The sequence below is a fragment of the Pseudomonas sp. F8002 genome (assembly GCF_013385495.1).
Classification (GTDB): Bacteria; Pseudomonadota; Gammaproteobacteria; order Pseudomonadales; family Pseudomonadaceae; genus Aquipseudomonas.
In genome coordinates this window covers 20539-40190 of the sequence record NZ_JACAPW010000007.1, presented here as the reverse complement: position 1 = coordinate 40190, position 19652 = coordinate 20539, and the positions used below count along the sequence as shown (strand labels likewise).

Sequence of the window (19652 nt, the reverse complement as noted above, 5' to 3'; positions counted from 1 at the left end):
CGGCAAGGATGCCGATTTAGCCAGACTGAACATATCTCATACCCCCCAACCCACCTACGCAACTATTGGTTACAAGTTGGTGATAACCTCACCGTTCCCCCACCCAGACCTGTCTCCCCGATGCCCAGTGAACCCGCGCTGCTGTTACGTCACCACCGCCCTTTCATCGCGTTCTGGCTGGCGCGGATCTTTACCGCCAGCGGCTTCCAGATGCTCACCGTGGCCATCGGCTGGAACCTCTACCAACTGACCGGCAACGTGCTGGACCTGGGTTTGGTCGGCCTGGTGGAGTTCGTACCGCGGGTACTGTTCATGCTGCACACCGGCCATGTGGCCGACCGCTATGAACGGCGCAAGGTCGCAGCCATCTGCCAGACCGTACAGGCGTTGATCGCGCTATCCCTGGCAATCGGCGGACTGACCGGCAATGTCACCCGCGAGATGATTTTTATCCTGGCATTCCTGCTGGGCGCAGCCCGCTCGTTTGAAATGCCCACCACCCAGGCCCTGCTTCCGAGCATCGTGCCCACGGCGCTGTTCCCCCGCGCGGTGGCGTCGTCGCAGTCGGCGCAGCAATTGGCCACCATCGTGGCGCCGGCGCTGGGCGGTCTGCTGTACGCCTTTGGCAGTGTCTGGGTCTACGGCCCCACGGTGGTGCTGTACCTGATCGCCTGCGTGCTGACCCTCAACCTGCCCGCGCGCCAGACGCCGCTGAACAAGGCCAAGGCGACCATGGATTCGTTGCTGGCCGGGATTCGTTTTATCCGCAGTCGGCCGGACATCCTCGGCGCGATTTCCCTGGACCTGTTCGCCGTATTGCTGGGCGGCGCCACGGCCTTGCTGCCGGTGTTCGCCAAGGACATTTTGCTGACCGGGCCGTGGGGCCTTGGGCTGCTGCGCTCGGCGCCAGCGGTCGGGGCGTTGTTGATGTCGTTGTGGCTGGCGCGGTTTGCCGTCGACCGGCATGTGGGGCGGATCATGTTTACGGCGGTCGGGGTGTTTGGCGTAGCCACCATCGCGTTCGGCCTGTCGACCTCGTTCTGGTTCTCCCTGGCGGTGCTGGTGGTATTGGGCGCAGCGGACATGATCAGCATGGTGATCCGCGCCTCGTTCGTGCAACTGGAAACCCCGGACGAAATGCGCGGCAGGGTGAGCGCGGTCAACGGGCTGTTTATCGGCGCGTCGAATCAGTTGGGCGAGTTCGAGTCCGGGATCACCGCCCACTGGTTCGGCACCGTGCCCGCCGTGGTCATGGGCGGCATTGGCACGCTGGTAGTGACCGGGGTCTGGATCAAACTGTTCCCGACCCTGGCCAACCGCGACCGCATGCATGTGCCGGTGGAAGAACCCGCCAAGGTTTAGAAGACCTTGTCGAGGGTGACGGGAAAGTCCCGCACCCGCTTGCCGGTGGCGTGATACACCGCGTTGGCCACCGCCGCCGCCACCCCGACTATCCCGATCTCGCCGACGCCCTTGGACCCAAGGGCGTTGACGATCTCGTCGCGTTCTTCGACAAACAGCACATCAATCTCGCCGATATCCGCGTTTACCGGAATGTGGTATTCGGCCAGGCTGTGGTTCATGGAGCGACCCAATGCGTGATCGACCTGGGTCTCCTCATGCAACGCCATGCCGATGCCCCAGACCACCCCGCCGAGAATCTGGCTGCGGGCCATCTTCGGATTGACCACCCGCCCGGCCGCAATCGCACTGACCACCCGACTGACCTTGATGGTGCCCAGGTCCTCATCCACCCGCACTTCGACAAACACCGCCGAATGCGTGGCAGAGGCATAGCCTTCGCGCTGTTTGCCCGGCTCGCAATCCACCTGCACTTCCAGCGCCTGCTCGCCGCTGTCTTGAACCAATTGCGCCAGGGAGATGCGCTGGTCACCGGCGTGCATCTGGCCATTCTCAAACCGCGCCGACTCAGCGTCTTTGAACGCCGGGTACGTCTTGCGCGCAATGTCCAACAGCTTGGCGTTCAACGCTTCACAGGCCTGTTGCACCGCACTGCCCACCGACGACACGGTAAACGAGCCGCCCTGCAATGGCGCCGTCGGCAGCGATGAATCCCCCAGCAGGAACGTCACATCGCCTACCGGCACGCCGCTGGCCTGGGCGGCGATCTGCGCCATGACCGTGTAGGTGCCGGTGCCGATATCGGTGGTGGCACTGCTGACCGTGAGCTTGCCCAGGTGGTCGATCCGCGCCTTGGCGCTGGCTTTCATTTGCAGGGCCTCCCACACCCCGCCGGCCATGCCCCAACCAACCAGTTGGCGACCATCGCGCATGCTTCGCGGCTCCGGGTTGCGCTGGCTCCAGCCAAAACGCTCGGCACCTTCGCTGTAGCATTCGCGCAACGCTTTGCTGGACCAGGGCTTTTCTTCATTCTGATTGCGCTCGGCATAGTTGATCAGCCGCAATTGCACCGGGTCGATGCCCAGGGCGCAGGCCAGTTCATCCATCGCGCATTCCAGGCCGATCACCCCCAGCGCTGCGCCGGGGGCGCGCATGTCCAGCGGTGTGAACACGTCCAGCGGCACCAGCTTGTAGGTCAGCAGCACGTTATCGCAGTGATAGAGCATGCCGCTCCATTCCACCACGTGTTCGCTGAAGTCCTCGAAGCGCGAGGTCTGGCCGATGGCGGTGTGGCCCAGGGCAAGCAAGCGGCCATTGGCGGCAGCACCCAGTTGCAGGCGCTGCAAGGTGCGCGGGCGATAACCGAAGGTGAACATCTGCTGGCGCGTGAGGGTGACGCGCACCGAACGCTTCAGGGCCAGCGATGCCATCACTGCCAGCGGCAACTGGTACTGCGGGCGCAGACCGGAACCAAAGGCGCCGCCGACGAACGCGGCGAAGATCCGCACCTGGCTTTTATCCAGGCCGAAGACTTTCTGCACATAGGCCTGGCAGTTCTGCGGGCCCTGGGTCTTGTCGTGGATATGCAGGGTGCCGTCCGGCTGATACAGCACGGTACTGGCGTGGGGTTCCATGGGGTTATGGTGTTCGATGGGCGTGCTGTAGTGCAGATCCAGGCTCGTGGCGGCGCCGGTCCATTCGGCCTGGAAGTTGCCGCGCGGCTTGGGCGGTGTTTGCGGCGACGGGTGCGCCTGCTCCTGCAAGGCCAGCAGATCAGTCTCGGCAGGCTCGGCGGCGTATTCGATCTGCACCAGGGAACCGGCGTGGCGCGCCAGCTCCAGATTGTCGGCAATCACCAATGCCAACGGCTGGCCGCTGTAGAGCACGCGGTCGTTGTACAGCGGGCGAAACGGCGAGCCGTCGGCGGCATCGGCATCGGCGTAGCTGTCGTCGTAGCTGGCCAGTTTCGGGCGGTTGAGGTGATCGAGCACCATCACCACACCGGGCAGCGCCAGGGCTTGGGACGCATCAATGCGGATGACCCGGCCCTTGGCGATGTTGCTCGACACCACGCTGCCGTGCAGCAAGCCATCCTCGGGAAACTCACCGGCATAGCGCGCTTGCCCGGTGACCTTGAGCAGACCGTCGACCCGGTCCAACGGTTTGCCGATTGCGCTCATGACGTGGCTCCTGCAACAGCGGCATCGCTCAGGGCGCGAATGATCGCGCGGCGTGCCAGTTTGATCTTGAAGCCGTTGTGCTCCAGCGGCTCGGCGTCCAGCAGCAGAGTTTCAGCGGCAGTGCTGAAAGTTTCGCGGCTGACGGACTGGCCGATCAGCGCGGCTTCCACCGCGCGATCACGCCATGGCTTGTGGGCGACGCCGCCCAGGGCCAGGCGGGCGTCGACGATCACATCGCCATCCAGCTCCAGCGCCGCCGCGACGGATACCAGGGCGAAGGCGTAGGAAGCCCGGTCACGGATTTTCAGATAGTGACTGTGGGCAGCCAGGTGGTCGGCAGGCAACTCGATGGCGGTGATCAGTTCGTCGTCGGCCAACTGGTTATCCCGCTGGGGTGCATCGCCTGGCAGTCGGTGGAAGTCGGCGAACTCGATGACCCGCGCACCACCCCGGCCCTGCACATGCACCCGCGCATCCAGGGCGGCCAGGGCCACGCACATGTCCGAAGGATGGGTGGCAACGCACTGGTCACTGGCGCCGAGGATCGCGTGGATGCGGTTCAAACCGACCCGCGCCGGGCAACCGCTGCCGGGCTCGCGTTTGTTGCAGGGCACGGCAGCGTCATAGAAGTAGTAGCAACGGGTGCGTTGCAGCAGGTTGCCGCCGGTACTGGCCATATTGCGCAATTGCGGCGAGGCGCCGGCGAGGATGGCCTGGGACAGCAGCGGGTAACGTTCCTCGATCAGCGGGTGCCAGGCCAGGTCGGCGTTGCTCACCAGGGCACCGATCATCAAGCCGCCCCCGGGAGTTTCTTCCACGTCGCGAAGTGGCAGCCCGGTGATATCAATCAGGTGCTCCGGGCGGCTGATGTTCTCTTTCATCAGGTCCAGCAGGTTGGTGCCACCGGCGATAAACCGCGACGCCGGGCTGACCAGGTGCACCGCCTCCTGCACGTCGGCCGGCTTGCTGTAATGGAAGGGATTCATTGCTCACCTCCCTGCACGCGACACACCGGCAAGGCTTCTTCGATGGCATCGCGGATGTTGTTGTAGGCGCCGCAGCGGCACAGGTTGCCGCTCATCAGTTCCTGGATTTGCGCGGTGTCGTGGGCGCGGCCTTCACAGACCAGGCCCACCGCCGAGCAAATCTGCCCCGGCGTGCAGTAGCCACACTGGAAGGCATCGTGCTTGATAAAGGCCTGTTGCATCGGGTGCAGGTCGTCGCCCGAGGCCAGGCCTTCGATGGTGGTCAACTCGGCACCGTCGCACATCACCGCCAGGGTCAGGCAGGCGTTCACCCGTTTACCGTTGAGCAACACGGTGCAGGCGCCGCACTGGCCGTGGTCGCAGCCCTTCTTGGTGCCCGTCAGGTCCAGTTGCTCGCGCAGCAGGTCCAGCAGGGTGGTCCAGGGCAATACATCCAGTTGGATGGGGTCCCGATTGAGGGTCAGGCGTATCGGATGACTGACGAACGGCTTGGCCGCCGCGCCATTGGGGGTTGCGCTCATAAACACCTCACGGATTGGTGTGCAATCGCGGCGTTCAGAAAAGTCGCCGTCTTAGCGGTCCGACTTCCGGAGTTTATGAGCGTTCAAGGCAATTGATGGGTGGCGATCAGCGAATGCCGAGGGTGGTGACCAACTGGTTGCGCGGTGGGTTGATCGAGGTGTTGCTGTACTGGAACGTGCCGCCGGCTTCGACATTATCCAGCTGGAACGTATAGATGTAGCCCATCAACGTTCCCGCGCCGCTGCATGGCTGGCTGATGGAACCCACCTGACAGATGGCGGTGGTGCTGATACGGGGCACCGACGCGCCGTCGAAAAATGCCTGTGGGCTGTTGCCCAGGCCGACTTCCATCACGTACACCAGTGTCTGCCCGCGGTGCGTGCACATCTGGGTGCTGTCGGCCCGCTCGGGAATGGTTTCAGTGCACTTGGCCGACTGAACCTTGAATACCCGCACCTCGCTCAACGCCGGTGCAGGCGCGCCCCACGCCGGTGCCGCACCGAGCCACAGGCCGATGCAACCGAACAGAGCTAGACTCCAGGCGCTGGCTTTTTTCATGCTGTCGATGACCCTGTAATAAACGTCGGCGCAGTATGCCTCAAGGCCATGATCAAGCCTATGCGCCACTGGCCCTCGGCTGCTGGTATGATGCGCCGCTTTTTCCGATCCTCTCTGGAACCACAGGCGCTTGGCGCAGTTTGTGCTTTGACTTAGAGGTCAACAAATAACGACGCAAGATAGCGTCACAGGGAGCAGGCATGCTGGAAAAGCTGTTTCAACTCAAGGCACACAACACGAATGTGCGCACCGAGATTCTCGCGGGCGTCACCACCTTCCTGGCCATGGCCTACATCCTGTTCGTCAACCCGAGCATTCTCGGCGAGACCGGCATGGACAAGGGCGCGGTCTTTGTTGCGACCTGCCTCGCGGCGGCCATCGGTTCCACCGTGATGGGCCTGATCGCCAACTACCCGATTGCCCTGGCACCGGGTATGGGCCTCAACGCATTCTTCACCTACACCGTGGTCCTGCACATGGGCCACACCTGGCAAGTGGCGCTGGGTGCGGTGTTCATCTCGGCGGTGCTGTTCTTCCTGCTGTCGATCTTCCGCATCCGCGAATGGATCATCAACAGCATCCCGCTGCCCCTGCGCTCGGCGATTGCGGCGGGTATCGGCCTGTTCCTGGCGCTGATCGCCCTGCACAACGCCGGCATCGTGGTCAGCAACCCGGCCACCATGGTGGGCCTGGGCGACCTGAAACAACCCGCGCCGATCCTCGCCACCCTCGGCTTCGCGCTGATCGTTGCGCTGGAAGCCCTGAAAGTGCGCGGCGCGGTATTGATCGGCATCCTGGTGGTGACCATCGCCTCCATCGTGCTGGGCTTCACCCCGTTCGGCGGCGTGATGTCGATGCCACCTTCGCTGGCCCCGACCTTCCTGCAACTGGACATCAAGGGCGCCCTGGACATCGGCCTGGTGAGCGTGATTTTCGCGTTCCTGTTCGTCGACCTGTTCGACAACTCCGGCACCCTGATCGGCGTCGCCAAGCGCGCGGGTCTCATGGGCAAGGACGGCCACATGCCGAAAATGGGCCGTGCGCTGATCGCTGACAGTACGGCGGCCATGGCCGGCTCGCTGCTGGGCACCTCGACCACCACCAGCTACATCGAATCGGCGGCGGGCGTGAGCGCCGGTGGCCGTACCGGTTTGACCGCCGTGGTGGTCGCGATCCTGTTCCTGCTGGCGCTGTTCTTCTCGCCACTGGCGGCCAGCGTTCCGGCCTTCGCCACCGCACCGGCGCTGCTGTTCGTGGCCGTACTGATGACCTCGGGCCTGGCCGAAATCGACTGGGACGACATCACCGTCGCCGCACCGGTGGTGATCACCGCCCTGGCGATGCCATTCACTTATTCCATCGCCAACGGCATTGCCTTCGGTTTCATCGCCTGGACCGCCATCAAGCTGCTTTCGGGCCGCTACCGTGAGCTGAACCCGGCGCTGGTGATCCTGTCGATTCTGTTTGTGATCAAGCTGGGCTGGTTCAACGCATGACTTTTGACGCCGCAAGCTACACCGTTCAACTGGAAGAAAAGGTCACGCGCCTGCGTGACCTGCTGGCGCCATTCGACGCGCCAGAGCCTCAGGTTTTCGACTCGCCGTTGCAGAACTTCCGCCTGCGGGCGGAGTTCCGCCTGTGGCGCGAAGAGGGTCAGCGCCACTACGCAATGTTCTCCCAGGAGGACAAGCGCACACCGATCCTCATTGAAGAGTTTCCGATTGCCAGCCTGCGCATCAACCAGTTGATGCCGCAACTCAAGGCCGCCTGGCAAGCCAGCGCCGCCCTGAGCCACAAGCTGTTCCAGGTGGAGTTCCTCACCACTCTGGCCGGCGACGCGATGATTACCCTGTGCTATCACCGCCCGCTGGACGAGCATTGGCATACGGCGGCGAACAAGCTGGCGGCGGACCTGAACGTCAGCATCATCGGCCGCTCCAAGGGCAAGCGCGATGTGATCGGCCGCGATTACGTGGTCGAGAAACTCGACGTCGGCGGTCGCACCTTCAGCTATCGCCAGCCTGAAGGCGCGTTCACCCAGCCCAACGGCACGGTGAACCAGAAGATGCTCAACTGGGCATTCGAAGCCCTGGGCGATCGCAGTGATGACTTGCTGGAGCTGTACTGCGGCAACGGCAACTTCACCCTGCCCCTGGCCACTCGCGTGCGCAAAGTGCTGGCCACCGAGATCAGCAAGACTTCAGTGAACGCGGCGCTGAGCAACCTCGATGAAAACGCGGTGGATAACGTCACCCTGGTGCGTTTGTCTGCCGAAGAGCTGACCGAGGCCTTGAATGAAGTGCGGCCGTTCCGCCGCCTGCACGGCATCGACCTCAAGAGCTACGAGTTTGGCAGCGTGTTCGTCGACCCGCCGCGTGCCGGCATGGACCCGGACACCTGCGAGCTGACCCGGCGCTTCGAGAACATCCTGTACATCTCCTGCAACCCGGAGACGTTGGCGGCGAACATTGCGCAACTGCATGACACGCACCGGATTACCCAGTGCGCCATGTTTGACCAGTTCCCGTGGACGCACCATATGGAATCGGGTGTGCTACTGGCCCGGCGGTAAGTCCCCAGCACTGCAAAGATCAAAATGTGGGAGCCGTCGAGCTTTAGCGAGGCCGCGATGGCGGTGGGTCAGACAGAAAAATGTCATCAGTCCCGCCGCCATCGCAGCCTCGCCAAGGCTCGACAGCTCCCACAGTGGATCGGTGTGTTAGCCGATATAGCCATCATGCCGATGGCTGGAAATACCCCGCCAACGCCCGCAGGTCCTGCTCGTTCAGCAACCCTGCAAAATACTTCAGTTGTATCCGCGCCAGCAGATACGCATGCCGCGCATCCGCCAGGTCGCGGCGTGCCGTGAACAGTTGCTGCTCGGCATCCAGCACATCGAGGTTGACGCGCTCGCCACCGGTCACGCTTTTCTTCGTCGCCGTCACCAGGGCGGTGGCCGAGCTGACCGCCAGTTCATACGCCCGCACTTTGGCCGCGCCGCTGGTGTTGAGGTTGAATTGCTTGCGCAGTTCGATCAGCGTCCTGGCGGTCTGCGCGTCCAGTTCATATTGGGCCTGGGACAGTTGATTGGCGGCCTGACGGGTTGACGCCGACACCGAGCCACCGGCGAACAGCGGCAGGCTGACCTGGATGCCGACGCTGTTGGTGTCGTACTTCTGGTTGTAGCTGCTTTCCGAATCCGAGCTGGTCTGGCGGCTGCTCGCATACAGGCTGACCTTGGGCATGTGCCCGGCGCGCTTGCGCTCCACTTCGTATTCGGCGACGTCCAGCGCGTGGTGCTGGGATTTGAGCTCCGGGTTGTTGGCCATCGCCATTTCCCGCCAGGTCTCGAAACGGTTGGGCGCCAGCGGCGGGATCTCGAACTGGCGAGTCAGCGGCGCCAACTCGTCTATCTGCAACGGCTGGCCCACAATCGCTTCCAGCTCGCGCAAGGCTGCGTCCTGGGTGTCCAGGGATTCGATCTCTTCGGCCTGGGCCAGGCTCAGGCGTGCCTGGGTTTCCAGCACATCGGTGCGGGTGCCCTCGCCGCCCTTGAGCAGCCGTTCATTGAGTTGCAGGCGCTCGGCATACGCGCGTTTCTGGGCGCGGCTCAGCTCGATCCGCTCCTGGGCCAGCAATGCCTGGCTGTAGGCGCTCAACACCCGCACGGCCAGTTCCTGGCTCTTGCTGCGAAAGCGTTCATCGGCAAACAGCGCCTGCGCTGCACCCTGGCGATAGCGCGCATAGGCTTCGTAATCGAGCAGCGGTTGTTGCAGGGTCAGGGTCGAGGCATAGCTGCGGTAATCGCGGTCGCTGGTGACGTTGCCCACCGCCGTCGACTGGGTGACTTCGGATTCATTGCGCGAGTTGTTGTAGCTCCAGGACAGGTTCGGCAACAGCCCGGCGCGGCCGATGATGCGGTTTTCCTCGCCGGCCTCGCGCTCCTGGATTGCCGCCTGAAACGTCGGATCGTTGCGCAGGGCCAAGTCATAGGCGTCGAGCAATCCCAGCGCCTGAACCGATCCACTGCAGGCACAACACAGACCGAATAACAGCGCCTTCATTCTTCCACCAACGCCATGTGAGTCCGATCCATCAAGGGTTTGAACAGGTAGTTGAGCATCGAGCGCTCACCGGTTTTGACGAACGCTTCCACCGGCATGCCCGGGCGAATCTGCAAGCCGTCGAGCTGGCGCATGCCAGCTGCACTGACCTGGGCGCGCAAGGTGTAATACGGCTCATCGGTGCGCTCGTCGACCTGGCGGTCGGCCGACACCAGCGTCACTTCACCGGCAATGCGTGGGGTGGTGCTCTGGTTGAACGCCGAGAACAGCAACTCCACCGGCAAGCCCGGGTGCACCTTGTCGACCATCTGCACAGGCACCCGCGCTTCCACCAGCAGTGGTTCGCCCTGGGGCACGATGTCCATCAGCGCCTGGCCGGGCTTGATCACGCCGCCTTCGGTGTACACCTCCAGCCCCACCACCACGCCAGTCGCCGGCGCGCGCACCAGGCTGTTGGCCAGTTCGAATTCGGCCGAGGCCAACCGGTTGCGCAAGTCGTCGCTGCGGGTGCGGGTTTCGGCCAGTTGGCCGCGCAGGTCTTTCTGGAAGTCTTCGCCGAGCTGGCGGATGCGCAGGCGCAGTTCAAGGACTTGCCGTTGCAACTGGCCGATGCGGCCGAAATCCTCGGCAATCGCACCGTCGAGCTGGGCATACAGCCGTTCATTTTCCAGCAGCCGATTGCGCGGAATGTAGCCGTCCCGCGCCAGCTCGCGCAGGCCTTGCAGTTGTTCATTCATCGCGGTGCGTTGCAGCACTTTGCTGGCCTGGGATTCCCGGGTGCCGCGCAATTGTGCCTCGGCCCCGGCGATGGTTTCCCGCAGGCCTTGCTGCTCCGTGGCCAGGGCCTGGGCGCGACTGCTGAACAGTTGCCGTTGCAGGCTCAAGGTGGCGGCGGCCTCAGGCTCGTTCAGCAGTTCGGGGCCGAAGACGATGGCCGACAAGCCTTCGCTCTCGGCACTCAAGCGCGCTTCGCTGGCCCGGGACGCAATGAACTGGCTGCGCAAAGACTGCATCTGCCCGCGCAACGGGGTTTCCTTCAGGCGGATCAATACCTGGCCGGCGCTTACCACCTCGCCATCGCGCACCTCGATCCGCTCGACGATCCCGCCCGCGGGGTGCTGCACCGTCTTGCGGTGCCCCGACACCATGACCTTGCCGGACACCGCCACGCCCTTGTCCAACGGTGCCAGCGCGGCCCAGCCAAGGAACCCGGCAAACCCGCCGAGCACCAGCAACCAGCCCAGGCGCGCGTATTTTTTATCGTCCAGCGCCAGCACGTTGTTCACCGGCGGCACGCTGTTGTCCGTCACAAGCACAGGTCGGCTCATGCTTTTTTTCCTTCACCGAGGCGGTAGCTCATGCTCATCGCCGACACCGGTTTGGGCGGCGCGGCCGCCGGTTTCTGCGTGGCCTCCAGCACCCGCGCCGTGGGCCCGAACGCCTGCAACTGGCCGTCCCGCAGGATCAGTAATTGGTCCGTCAACGCCAGCACAGGGGTCTTGTGGGTGATCAGCACCAGCGTGCGACGCTGCGCCTTGAGCAAGGTGATGGCATGGAGCAAGGCCTGCTCGCCGGCCTCATCGAGATTGGAATTGGGCTCATCCAGTACGATCAGCGCAGGCACGCCGTACAGCGCTCGCGCCAGCGCGACACGTTGCTTCTGCCCGCCGGACAACCCGGCACCGCCCTCCCCCAGTTGGGTGTCGTAGCCTTGGGGCAACTGCAGGATCAGTTGATGCACGCCGGCCATTTGCGCGGCAGCGAGCACCTTGTCCGAATCCACGGTGCCGAAACGCGCGATGTTGTCGGCGATGCTGCCGGCGAAAAGCTGGATGTCCTGGGGCAGATACCCAATGTGCGGGCCGAGTTGCTGCTTGTCCCATTGCGCCAGGTCCGCGCCGTCCAGCCGAACCTTGCCGGCCAAGGGCGCCCAGGCCCCCACCAGCAACCGCGCCAGGGTCGACTTGCCGCAACCGGAAGGCCCGATCACGCCCAGCACGTCACCGGCAGGCAGGCTGAACCCGAGGTTGGCCAACGCAGGCCGACGACTGCCGGGCGCACACGCGCTTACCTGTTCGACCGTCAACTGGCCGCTGGGCGCCGGCAAGCTCATGCGCTCGGTGCGCGCCGGGTTGGCCGCCAGCATCAGGGTCAAACGGTCATAGGCCAGGCGCGCCGAACTCCACTGTTTCCACACGCCGATCAGTTGGTCGATAGGGCTCAGTACCCGCCCCATCAGGATCGAGCCGGCGATCATCATGCCCGGCGTAATAGCCCCCTGCACCGCCAGCAATGCGCCCAGACCGAGGACCAATGACTGCAACGCCAGGCGTACGCCCTTGGACCAGGCACTGATGGCAGCGGTCTTTTCACTGGCCAGGTTCTGCGCCGCCAGAAACGCCTGGTGCTGGGCAAACCAGCGCGCACGCAGGGTTGCCAGCATGCCCATGGCTTCGATGGCTTCGGCATTGCGCAGGTTGGCCGTGGCCTGCTGGCTGGCGCTGATCGACAGCTGATTGGCCTGAGTCAACGGTGCCTGGCAGATGTGCTGGTTGGCCCACGCCAGCGCCATCAGCATCAGCGCACCGGCCAGCGCCAGGACGCCGAGCCAGGGGTGGAACAGGAAGATCACCAGCAAGTACACCGGAAACCACGGCGCATCAAAAAATGCGAACAGCGCCTGGCCGGTGGAGAACTGGCGCAAGGTCGTCAGGTCGCTCAACGCCTGCCCGGCCGCCTGGGTGCCGCCCTTGAGTTGCGCCTCGAACGCGGCGTCGTACACCCGCTGGTTCAGGCGCATGTCCATCTGTGTGCCAAGGCGGATCACCACCTGGCTGCGCACCCACTCCAGCGCGCCCATCAAGCCGAACAAGCCAAGGATCATCAGCGTCAGCATCAACAGGGTCATCGAGTTGCCGGAGGCCAGCACCCGGTCGTAGACCTGCAACATGTACAGCGCCGGGGCCAGCATCAACAGGTTGATCACTGCCGAAAACAGGCCAATGTTGAGGAAGCCACTTTTATAGGCTGTGAGAGCGGCCAGGGTTTCGTTGCCGGCATGGCGCATCGAGGGATTCTCATGGGGGAAATCGGGAAGCGCCGCCCGCGTTTGACACGCCGCGCGCCGCTGCGCAGAATTTGCCACCGCCGTCGCCCTGGCCTTCGAAACTCACGGCGACGACGGGGTTTACGCAGCGAATGGGAGAGCGATCTTCCATTCGCTTTTTTCATTGCGCAGCCACATCAGGCAGCGAGTGCCCAGTCCTGTGCAACGTCCTGCACGCCTACCAGGGCGACGTCGGTGGTGGTTGCCGTAGCGTGTGCTGCCAGGCCGGCCGAGATCTCGTCGAAGGTGTTGGCGGTGGACAGGCCGAAGTCGTCCAGCAGGTTGTTGAGCACGGTTTCCAGTGCCGAGGTGTTGCCTTGCATCAGGCTGTAGATCACGTTCTGAACGTCATTGCCGACGCGGCCTGCACCTTGTGCCGCGCTCAAGTCGAGGCCGTTGAAAGCCACTTTGAACGCATCGAGGGTGAAGTCGCTGCCATTGCCGCCGCCCAGGCCGGTGCCCAGTTGAACGTTATCCAGGTTGCCCCACAGGTAGTGGTTTTCGTTGTGGCTGGCTGGCAGCGCCGGGTTGAATACGTAGTGCAGGCCGTTGCTGGTGTTGCTGTCGGCAATGAACGCGTAGTCGGAATTGTTGGCGCCGTGGGTCGAATACTGGTCGCCGCTCAGGGAGCCGTTGCTGAAGCCGCCGGTGTTGCTGCTGCCGTGACCCGCAGTGTTGAACCCCAGTGCCCAGTCGGTCAGGTAGTCCGAGACGGAGTAAGCACCGAGCGCAGCTTCGTAACTAACAGAAATAGTCATCACTTAACCTCGTTATAAACAACACGATTGATCAGCACGCTCATACAGCGCACTTTTTGCCCACCCTTGGGCAAAACCGTTGGTTGATAAAGTGCCGTGGCACCTTGATCAGAACTTGTATTCGAGCATCCCGCTCAACGTTCGCCCGCGCGCCAGGCTCAGGTTATTGGCGTCCCCCATCGCAACGAAGTAGGCCTCATCGGTGGCGTTTTCCAGCGCCAGGGCGATGTTCAATTGGTCGGTCATCCAGTAGCTGGCGTACAGGTCATAGAGGGTGTACTGGGGCCATAGCGCCTGGTCGATGAAGTCATAACCTTGTGAGTCGAGGTTCTCGCCATTGCCTGAGCTGTAGCGCACGCGGACGCCCATATCGAGTCGCTTTTCCAGGAAGCGCGCGCCCAGGGTCAGCGAGCCGCGATCAGCCGGCATATAGGTGGCGTTGCCCATGATCCGGCCACAGCTTTCCTTGTTGTTGGCGACATCGTCGTCCAGCACCTCATACGTGGTCACCGGGCGCAGGCCGATCGTGCCGTTTGGCCGGGTGTAGCGTTCATAGCGTGTGGTGGACGGCCCGTTCTTCTTCGCCCCGCCCATGTAATAGTTCTTCGAGCAGAACTCATTACTGCCGATCATGTGGGTGTAACTAAGGTTGGCGTACGCCCGCCCCATGTCGTAGTTGAGCTGGTACTCCACCCCCCGAAAGCGCGTGGGGTTGGTGTTATTGACGTACGCCATCGTGCCGAGAAAACCGCCGACGGAGGTCTCCGGCAAACTGACGCTGTGATTGAGGAAAGAGAAGTTCTCGATCCGGGTATCGAAGTAAGCCACCTTCATGCCCAGGCGGTCGTCACCGAACAGCAGTCCCTCTTTGAATACGTTCACGCCCATTTCCCAGTCCCGCGACTCTTCAGGTTTCAGGAACGGGTTGGGAAACACCCGCTCTGATGAGCTGCCACCGTGAGGACGCCCGGTCATGAAGGTTTCCGTCACCGCCGGCGGGCGCCAGCCCTTGCCCCAGCGGGCGTAGAGTTGCATCCAGTCCAGCCCCGGCTTTATGCCGATACCGAACGTGGGAGAGAACTGGCCCTCTTCCCTATCAATGTCGAAAACTTCCTCGACACGCTTGGCACCTACCGTGCTGCTGTAGAACCGATCGCGCCGGTACAGCGTCATCCCGGTGACCCCTTCCAGCCGATAGCGGTCGTACCGCAAGCCCGCATCCAGCGTCAGCCAGTCGCCATATTCGTACTGCAGGTTGTTGAACAGGCTGGCGATGGTGCGTTTGCCACCGGGCGTCCCGCCTTCAACGTAAGGCAACAAGCCGGAAAGGTTAGTGGCCTCGACCTTGTTGGTACTGGGCTTGAACTTGTCTTGATACACCTCCACGCCGTAGTTCCAACTCACATGACCCAACGCATCGAAGTCGAACCGCGATGTGTTGTCGCCCTGTACACCCCAGGTATCGGTCTGAAAATGATCCGTGTAGCCCGCCACATAGTTGCCGGAGGTCAGCGACGCGGTGTTGGGCGCATTGTCCCGGTCCATCTGTGTGGTGACGTAGTAGACCTTGGCCTTGAAATCGATCAGCGGGTTATCCGGCGTGTAGCGATAATCCAGTCCGACGTTCCTGGCATTGAGGTTGTTCTTGCTGACGCGTTGGTAGTACACGCTCTGGTTATCCGGGGCGGTGTAGGCCCACGCGTCATTGCTGTCGCTGTCACTTTCCAGGTAGCTCAGTTGCACCCGTTGGTCATTGGGCAGGTTCAGGCCGAACTTGACGATTTGCGAGCGGGTCACGCTGCCGGTGTCACCGACCTCACTGTTCAGCCAATCGTCGAAGGCCGCAGGCTGGGAGTCACGGGCGCGCAAATGAGTACCCAGTTTCTGGTCGTTGTGGGTACCGGCGCGGTAGTCGCCAAAATGCCGTTCGCTGTACCCCAGCAGCACGTCGCCGCGCTCGTCGCCAAAGGCAAACACACCGCTGCCGTTGAAATAGGTGCCGTTACCCAGTTCACCAATCCCGCTACCGGCACGCAGACGCCCGCCATAGTCCTTGCCATCGGCCAGGAACTCACTGGCCTCCAGGGTCTTGAAGGATGCAATCCCGCCCAACACGGCAGCACCGCCCTGCCCGGACTGGCTGCCCTTGTCGATTTCGATGCTGGAGATGAATTCCGGGTCGATCAACATCGTGCCGTTGCGCTGCTGGTGGCCGTTGACGTTGAAGTTCTGGCGCATGCCGTCGATGTTCATGTTGACCCGGCCGTAGTCCTGCACGCCGCGGATGTTCACCGACAGGCCCGGGTCACGCTGGTTGACGGCGGTGTACACGCCGGCGGTTTCTTCGAGCATGTCGGCGGCGTGGCGTGGTGGGCGTTTGTCGATCTGCTCGCGACTGATCACGGCCACAGAGCGCGGTGTGTCGTACACCCAGTCGCTTGGCTTGCCGTTGGTGTTGCCGGTGATGGTGGTGGTGCCCACGGTCAGCGCACCGTCATGGTCGGCGCCGACGCGAGTCAGCGTCACCCGCCGGTCCCCGGTAAAGCGGTATTCCACCGGTGCACTGCCCACCAATCGGCCGAGGCCTTCCTGGGCGCTGTAACGGCCCTTGAGCGCGGTGCTGGTGAGGCCTTGCAGGCGCGCGCTGTCGAACAACACTTGCAACCCGGCCTGATCAGCGAACGTCAGTACGGCAAGGCCCAAGGGTTGCGCCGCAATATCAAACGTCAACGTGACAGGCTGTGATTCACCGACTGGCGCCTCGGCGGCCTGCACCTGGCAGGCGGAGGCTAACAGCCCCAGGTGGATGGCAAGGGCCAACCGGCTACCGGTGTTGCGCCCCTTGGTGATTGCAGACATCGACGTTATCCCTTCGCTGACCATTCTTGTTTATGCGAATACTTCTCACTTAACAGGACGTGTCAGGCGTCGGAACTCAGTAAGGTTTTTTTGAAAGTTTTTTCAAAGGGCGTAAACGGAGCCCGGCGACCCCATCAATAGATCAGGCTCAGCCCCGCCAGATCAAAGCGCTGCACCTGTAATTCTTCGGTCAGGGTGCCGAGGGCCGTGTCGAGCATATCGAGGCGGAACACGCCGCTGACTTCACGGGTGCCGAGGTCGGCATTGGTCAGCACCACCTTGCCCGGCCGGTAGCGGTTGAGCTGTTCGATGACCTTGGCCAGCGGCAAGCGGTCGAAGATCAGCACACCGCGACGCCAACTGGTGGCGCGCTCCAGGTCGAAGTCGTCGAGGGCGACCACGCCGTTCTCCGGGCTGTAGCGCGCAGCCTGGCCTTCCTTGAGCACAGTTGCTTTCTGCGGCAGCGCCTGCAGCGTGACGGCCACACTGTGCTGCAACACTCCGACCCAGGCCTGCCGGTCGTCCTCACGCTCGACCACAAACCGCGTGCCCAGGGCACGGGTTTGCCCGCTGGCGCTGTGCACCACGAACGGCCTTTTTTCCTCACCGGCCATGGGCGCCACATCAAAGATGGCCGAGCCCTTGATCAGGCTGATGCGCCGCTGCACACCGTCAAACTCCAGCTTGATCGCACTCGCAGAATCCAGTTGCACGCTGCTGCCGTCCGCCAGGTGCACGGTGCGCACTTCGCCTTTTTGGGTGAAGTAATCGGCCTGCATCTGCAGCAGCGCCTCAGGCCCGCGCACCCAGCCGACGCCCGCCACCACCAGCAACAGCGCAACACTCGCCGCCATGCGCCACGGCCTGCGCCGACGAGGGCCGCGCACCGGCGCAGCGGTAGCGGGCGGCCGCTGGCGATGCACCGTCTCATCGCGATGCACCTCGCCCAGCGCCGCCCACGTCTGCTCGGCAAAACGCAGCGCCGCTTCATGGCGGCTGTCTCTGGCGATCCATTGGCGCAGCTCGGCCTGCTCCTGATCGGTCAGGGCGCCGGCGTGCAGGCGCACCGCCCAATCGGCAGCCGCCTCGGTAATGCTGTGCTGTTGCGGACCCGGGCTATTCACGTGTGAATCTCGAATTTTTCGTTATATAACGCTGTGACGTCTGACCCCAGGTTTGTCGGTAATTCATTCGTCGGACGGCCCCGCCTCACCTTCCTGCAAACGCTGCATGACATACGCCAGCGCCTTGGCCAGGTGCTTTTGCACTGAGCTGTCGGAAATGCCCAGGTGGCGCGCGACCTGGGCATGGGTCATGCCCTCGATCCGGTTGAGACGGAAAATCTGCCGGGTACGCTCCGGCAATTCCGCCAGTGCCTGCTTCAATGCCTGCCGCTGTTGCTGCGCCATCGCCTGAGCCTCCAACCCGGCCATTTCATCTTCAATCTCGGCCAGCGCCTCATGGGGCACGGAGTCGGTCTTGCGCCGCGCCTCCTGGCGGATATGGTCGATCAGCAGATTGCCGGCCGTGCGATAGAGATAGCCCTGGGAGTTGTCGATGCGCTCGCCGGCCGGCTTTTGCGCCAGGCGCAGGAAACTCTCCTGCACCAGGTCTGCGGCCAACTGCGGGTCCCGTACCTTGCGTGCGAGATACCCGCGCAGGGTATCGGCGTGCTTGAGAAACAGGCCTTTGAGATCCACGTCCGACAAACCGACTCCCTGGAATGTTAAGGAAACAGGCGGGCATCTTAAGCGTTGTCGAGAATGATTTTCAATTGATATCAACTCTGATCCACACAACGGTGGTTTTCATTCTGCGTTCGGTAATCGAACGGTTCCCACCCACGCGATTGACCAAATTAACCATTCAGTACATTTTATCGACCTACATAAAAACAACAGTGGAGAACCCTCTATGCCGCCCATCGTGCTGGTGCTCAACGGCCCCAACCTCAACCTGCTCGGCACTCGCGAGCCCGCCACTTATGGCCATGAAACCCTGGCCGACCTTGCTGCCCTGTGTGGCCGCAGCGCCGAGCAACTGGGCCTGAAAGTCGAATTCCGCCAGACCAACCACGAAGGCGAATTGCTGGACTGGATCCACGGCGCCCGCGCCCGTTGCGCCGGCATCGTGATCAACCCGGCAGCCTGGACCCACACTTCGGTGGCGATCCGCGACGCGCTGGTGGCCAGTGAAGTACCGGTGATCGAGGTGCACTTGTCCAACGTGCATGCCCGGGAAGCGTTCCGTCATCACTCGTTCGTGTCGCCGATTGCCAAGGCGGTGCTGGCCGGGTTTGGCAGCCACGGTTATCACCTCGCCCTCGAACATTTCAGCAAGAACTTGAAGGGATGAGCGCGGTGTCCAAACGTCGAATTCTGGCCGGCCTGATCGGCGCCGGCATCCAGGCTTCCCGCACCCCGGCCCTGCATGAGCATGAAGGCGATGCCCAGGGCCTGCGTTACCTCTATCGCCTGATCGACCTCGACCAGCTACAGGTGGATACCCGCGCCCTGCCCGACCTGTTGATGGCGGCCGAACAGATGAACTTCACCGGTTTGAACATCACCTACCCGTGCAAGCAGGCGATCCTGCCGCTGCTGGACGAACTGTCGCCCGAGGCACGGGGCATCGGCGCGGTGAACACCGTGGTGCTTTGCGACGGTAAACGCATCGGCCACAACACCGACTGCCTGGGCTTTGCCGAAGGCTTTCGCCGGGGCTTGAGTGATGTGGCTCGCAAGTTCGTGGTGCAGATGGGCGCGGGCGGCGCCGGGGCGGCAGTGGCCCATGCGCTGCTGGGTGAAGGCGTGGAACGCTTGAGTATTTTCGACATGGACGCCGAACGTGCCCGCAGCCTGGCGGACAACCTCAACCAGCATTTCGGTACCGGCCGGGCCCAGGCCGGCAATGACCTGGAAAGCGCCATGGCCGAAGCCGATGGCTTGGTGAATACCACGCCGATGGGCATGGCCAAGCTGCCGGGCATGCCGGTGCCGTTGGGCACCTTGCGCGCCGACTTGTGGGTAGCAGAGATCGTGTACTTCCCACTGGAAACCGAACTGCTGCGCAACGCCCGCGCCCTGGGTTGCCGCACCCTGGATGGCGGCAACATGGCGGTGTTTCAGGCGGTGAAGGCGTTTGAGTTGTTCACTGGCGAAGTGGCGGATGCAGAGCGCATGCTCGCGCACTTCCAGAGCATGACCACCCAACTGTAGAAACCGGATCAAAATGTGGGAGCTGGCTTGCCTGCGATG

16 protein-coding genes are annotated in these 19652 nt (G+C 63.0%); 5 read left to right on the top strand and 11 right to left on the bottom strand.

Features of this window, described 5'->3' with window-relative positions; translation table 11 throughout:
- The first annotated feature begins 120 nt into the window (after window positions 1–120).
- A complete protein-coding gene (locus HX811_RS07815) occupies window positions 121–1362 on the top strand; it encodes an MFS transporter (protein ID WP_063026986.1) in 1242 nt (413 codons plus the stop codon).
- Here HX811_RS07815 and HX811_RS07810 read toward each other — a convergent pair.
- The 4 genes from HX811_RS07810 to HX811_RS07795 form a co-directional block, all read right to left on the bottom strand.
- Entirely contained in the window at window positions 1359–3542 is a 2184-nt protein-coding gene (locus HX811_RS07810) for a xanthine dehydrogenase family protein molybdopterin-binding subunit (protein ID WP_177045457.1), read from the bottom strand. The genes HX811_RS07815 and HX811_RS07810 overlap by 4 nt on opposite strands.
- The gene (locus HX811_RS07805; protein WP_177045455.1) at window positions 3539–4528 is read right to left on the bottom strand and encodes a xanthine dehydrogenase family protein subunit M; all 990 of its coding nucleotides are present in this window, start codon (window positions 4526–4528) and stop codon (window positions 3539–3541) included. The genes HX811_RS07810 and HX811_RS07805 overlap by 4 nt, the downstream gene beginning before the upstream one ends.
- Window positions 4525–5049, bottom strand: a complete 525-nt coding sequence (locus tag HX811_RS07800) for a (2Fe-2S)-binding protein (protein ID WP_177045453.1) — start codon at window positions 5047–5049, stop codon at window positions 4525–4527. Before HX811_RS07800 ends, HX811_RS07805 begins: the two co-directional genes overlap by 4 nt.
- Before the next feature lie 106 nt (window positions 5050–5155).
- Window positions 5156–5608, bottom strand: a complete 453-nt coding sequence (locus HX811_RS07795; protein ID WP_008436632.1) for a DUF4879 domain-containing protein — start codon at window positions 5606–5608, stop codon at window positions 5156–5158.
- A gap of 200 nt (window positions 5609–5808) precedes the next feature.
- Between HX811_RS07795 and HX811_RS07790 the strand changes: the two genes are divergently transcribed.
- Window positions 5809–7104 carry an NCS2 family permease gene (locus HX811_RS07790; RefSeq protein WP_003215557.1) on the top strand — a complete coding sequence of 432 codons (1296 nt, stop codon included), beginning with the start codon at window positions 5809–5811 and terminating at the stop codon, window positions 7102–7104.
- Complete coding sequence (gene trmA / locus HX811_RS07785) at window positions 7101–8180, top strand: tRNA (uridine(54)-C5)-methyltransferase TrmA (protein WP_177045451.1); 1080 nt, start codon at window positions 7101–7103, stop codon at window positions 8178–8180. Before HX811_RS07790 ends, trmA begins: the two co-directional genes overlap by 4 nt.
- A 163-nt stretch (window positions 8181–8343) precedes the next feature.
- Here the strand turns inward: trmA and HX811_RS07780 are convergent, their stop codons facing one another.
- The 7 genes from HX811_RS07780 to HX811_RS07750 form a co-directional block, all read right to left on the bottom strand.
- On the bottom strand, window positions 8344–9672 hold the full coding sequence (locus HX811_RS07780; RefSeq protein WP_177045449.1) for a TolC family outer membrane protein: 1329 nt from the start codon (window positions 9670–9672) through the stop codon (window positions 8344–8346).
- A complete protein-coding gene (locus tag HX811_RS07775; RefSeq protein WP_177035970.1) occupies window positions 9669–11000 on the bottom strand; it encodes an HlyD family type I secretion periplasmic adaptor subunit in 1332 nt (443 codons plus the stop codon). The genes HX811_RS07780 and HX811_RS07775 overlap by 4 nt, the downstream gene beginning before the upstream one ends.
- Window positions 10997–12739, bottom strand: a complete 1743-nt coding sequence (locus HX811_RS07770; protein WP_177045448.1) for a type I secretion system permease/ATPase — start codon at window positions 12737–12739, stop codon at window positions 10997–10999. The genes HX811_RS07775 and HX811_RS07770 overlap by 4 nt, the downstream gene beginning before the upstream one ends.
- A gap of 176 nt (window positions 12740–12915) precedes the next feature.
- Window positions 12916–13536 (bottom strand): heme acquisition protein HasA, encoded by a 621-nt coding sequence (locus HX811_RS07765; protein WP_003215551.1) that lies wholly within the window; start codon window positions 13534–13536, stop codon window positions 12916–12918.
- A gap of 108 nt (window positions 13537–13644) precedes the next feature.
- Complete coding sequence (locus HX811_RS07760; protein ID WP_177045445.1) at window positions 13645–16395, bottom strand: TonB-dependent receptor; 2751 nt, start codon at window positions 16393–16395, stop codon at window positions 13645–13647.
- Window positions 16396–16529: 134 nt separating this feature from the next.
- On the bottom strand, window positions 16530–17519 hold the full coding sequence (locus tag HX811_RS07755) for a FecR family protein (RefSeq protein WP_177045443.1): 990 nt from the start codon (window positions 17517–17519) through the stop codon (window positions 16530–16532).
- Window positions 17520–17582: 63 nt separating this feature from the next.
- Complete coding sequence (locus HX811_RS07750; RefSeq protein ID WP_003215543.1) at window positions 17583–18104, bottom strand: RNA polymerase sigma factor; 522 nt, start codon at window positions 18102–18104, stop codon at window positions 17583–17585.
- Between the two features lie 205 nt (window positions 18105–18309).
- Here HX811_RS07750 and aroQ point away from each other — a divergent pair, with 205 nt between their 5' ends.
- Window positions 18310–18750 carry a type II 3-dehydroquinate dehydratase gene (gene aroQ / locus HX811_RS07745; RefSeq protein ID WP_003215541.1) on the top strand — a complete coding sequence of 147 codons (441 nt, stop codon included), beginning with the start codon at window positions 18310–18312 and terminating at the stop codon, window positions 18748–18750.
- Window positions 18747–19613, top strand: coding sequence for a shikimate dehydrogenase (locus HX811_RS07740; protein ID WP_177045441.1), 867 nt, complete (start codon window positions 18747–18749; stop codon window positions 19611–19613). The genes aroQ and HX811_RS07740 overlap by 4 nt, the downstream gene beginning before the upstream one ends.
- Window positions 19614–19652 lie beyond the last annotated feature (39 nt).

Bases quoted from the DNA above. Each gene is read 5' to 3' on its own strand.
- HX811_RS07815 (WP_063026986.1), top strand. From the start codon at position 121: ATGCCCAGTGAACCCGCGCTGCTGTTACGTCACCACCGCCCTTTCATC.
- HX811_RS07810 (WP_177045457.1), bottom strand. From the start codon at position 3,542: ATGAGCGCAATCGGCAAACCGTTGGACCGGGTCGACGGTCTGCTCAAG.
- HX811_RS07805 (WP_177045455.1), bottom strand. From the start codon at position 4,528: ATGAATCCCTTCCATTACAGCAAGCCGGCCGACGTGCAGGAGGCGGTG.
- HX811_RS07800 (WP_177045453.1), bottom strand. From the start codon at position 5,049: ATGAGCGCAACCCCCAATGGCGCGGCGGCCAAGCCGTTCGTCAGTCAT.
- HX811_RS07795 (WP_008436632.1), bottom strand. From the start codon at position 5,608: ATGAAAAAAGCCAGCGCCTGGAGTCTAGCTCTGTTCGGTTGCATCGGC.
- HX811_RS07790 (WP_003215557.1), top strand. From the start codon at position 5,809: ATGCTGGAAAAGCTGTTTCAACTCAAGGCACACAACACGAATGTGCGC.
- trmA (WP_177045451.1), top strand. From the start codon at position 7,101: ATGACTTTTGACGCCGCAAGCTACACCGTTCAACTGGAAGAAAAGGTC.
- HX811_RS07780 (WP_177045449.1), bottom strand. From the start codon at position 9,672: ATGAAGGCGCTGTTATTCGGTCTGTGTTGTGCCTGCAGTGGATCGGTT.
- HX811_RS07775 (WP_177035970.1), bottom strand. From the start codon at position 11,000: ATGAGCCGACCTGTGCTTGTGACGGACAACAGCGTGCCGCCGGTGAAC.
- HX811_RS07770 (WP_177045448.1), bottom strand. From the start codon at position 12,739: ATGCGCCATGCCGGCAACGAAACCCTGGCCGCTCTCACAGCCTATAAA.
- HX811_RS07765 (WP_003215551.1), bottom strand. From the start codon at position 13,536: ATGACTATTTCTGTTAGTTACGAAGCTGCGCTCGGTGCTTACTCCGTC.
- HX811_RS07760 (WP_177045445.1), bottom strand. From the start codon at position 16,395: ATGTCTGCAATCACCAAGGGGCGCAACACCGGTAGCCGGTTGGCCCTT.
- aroQ (WP_003215541.1), top strand. From the start codon at position 18,310: ATGCCGCCCATCGTGCTGGTGCTCAACGGCCCCAACCTCAACCTGCTC.
- HX811_RS07740 (WP_177045441.1), top strand. From the start codon at position 18,747: ATGAGCGCGGTGTCCAAACGTCGAATTCTGGCCGGCCTGATCGGCGCC.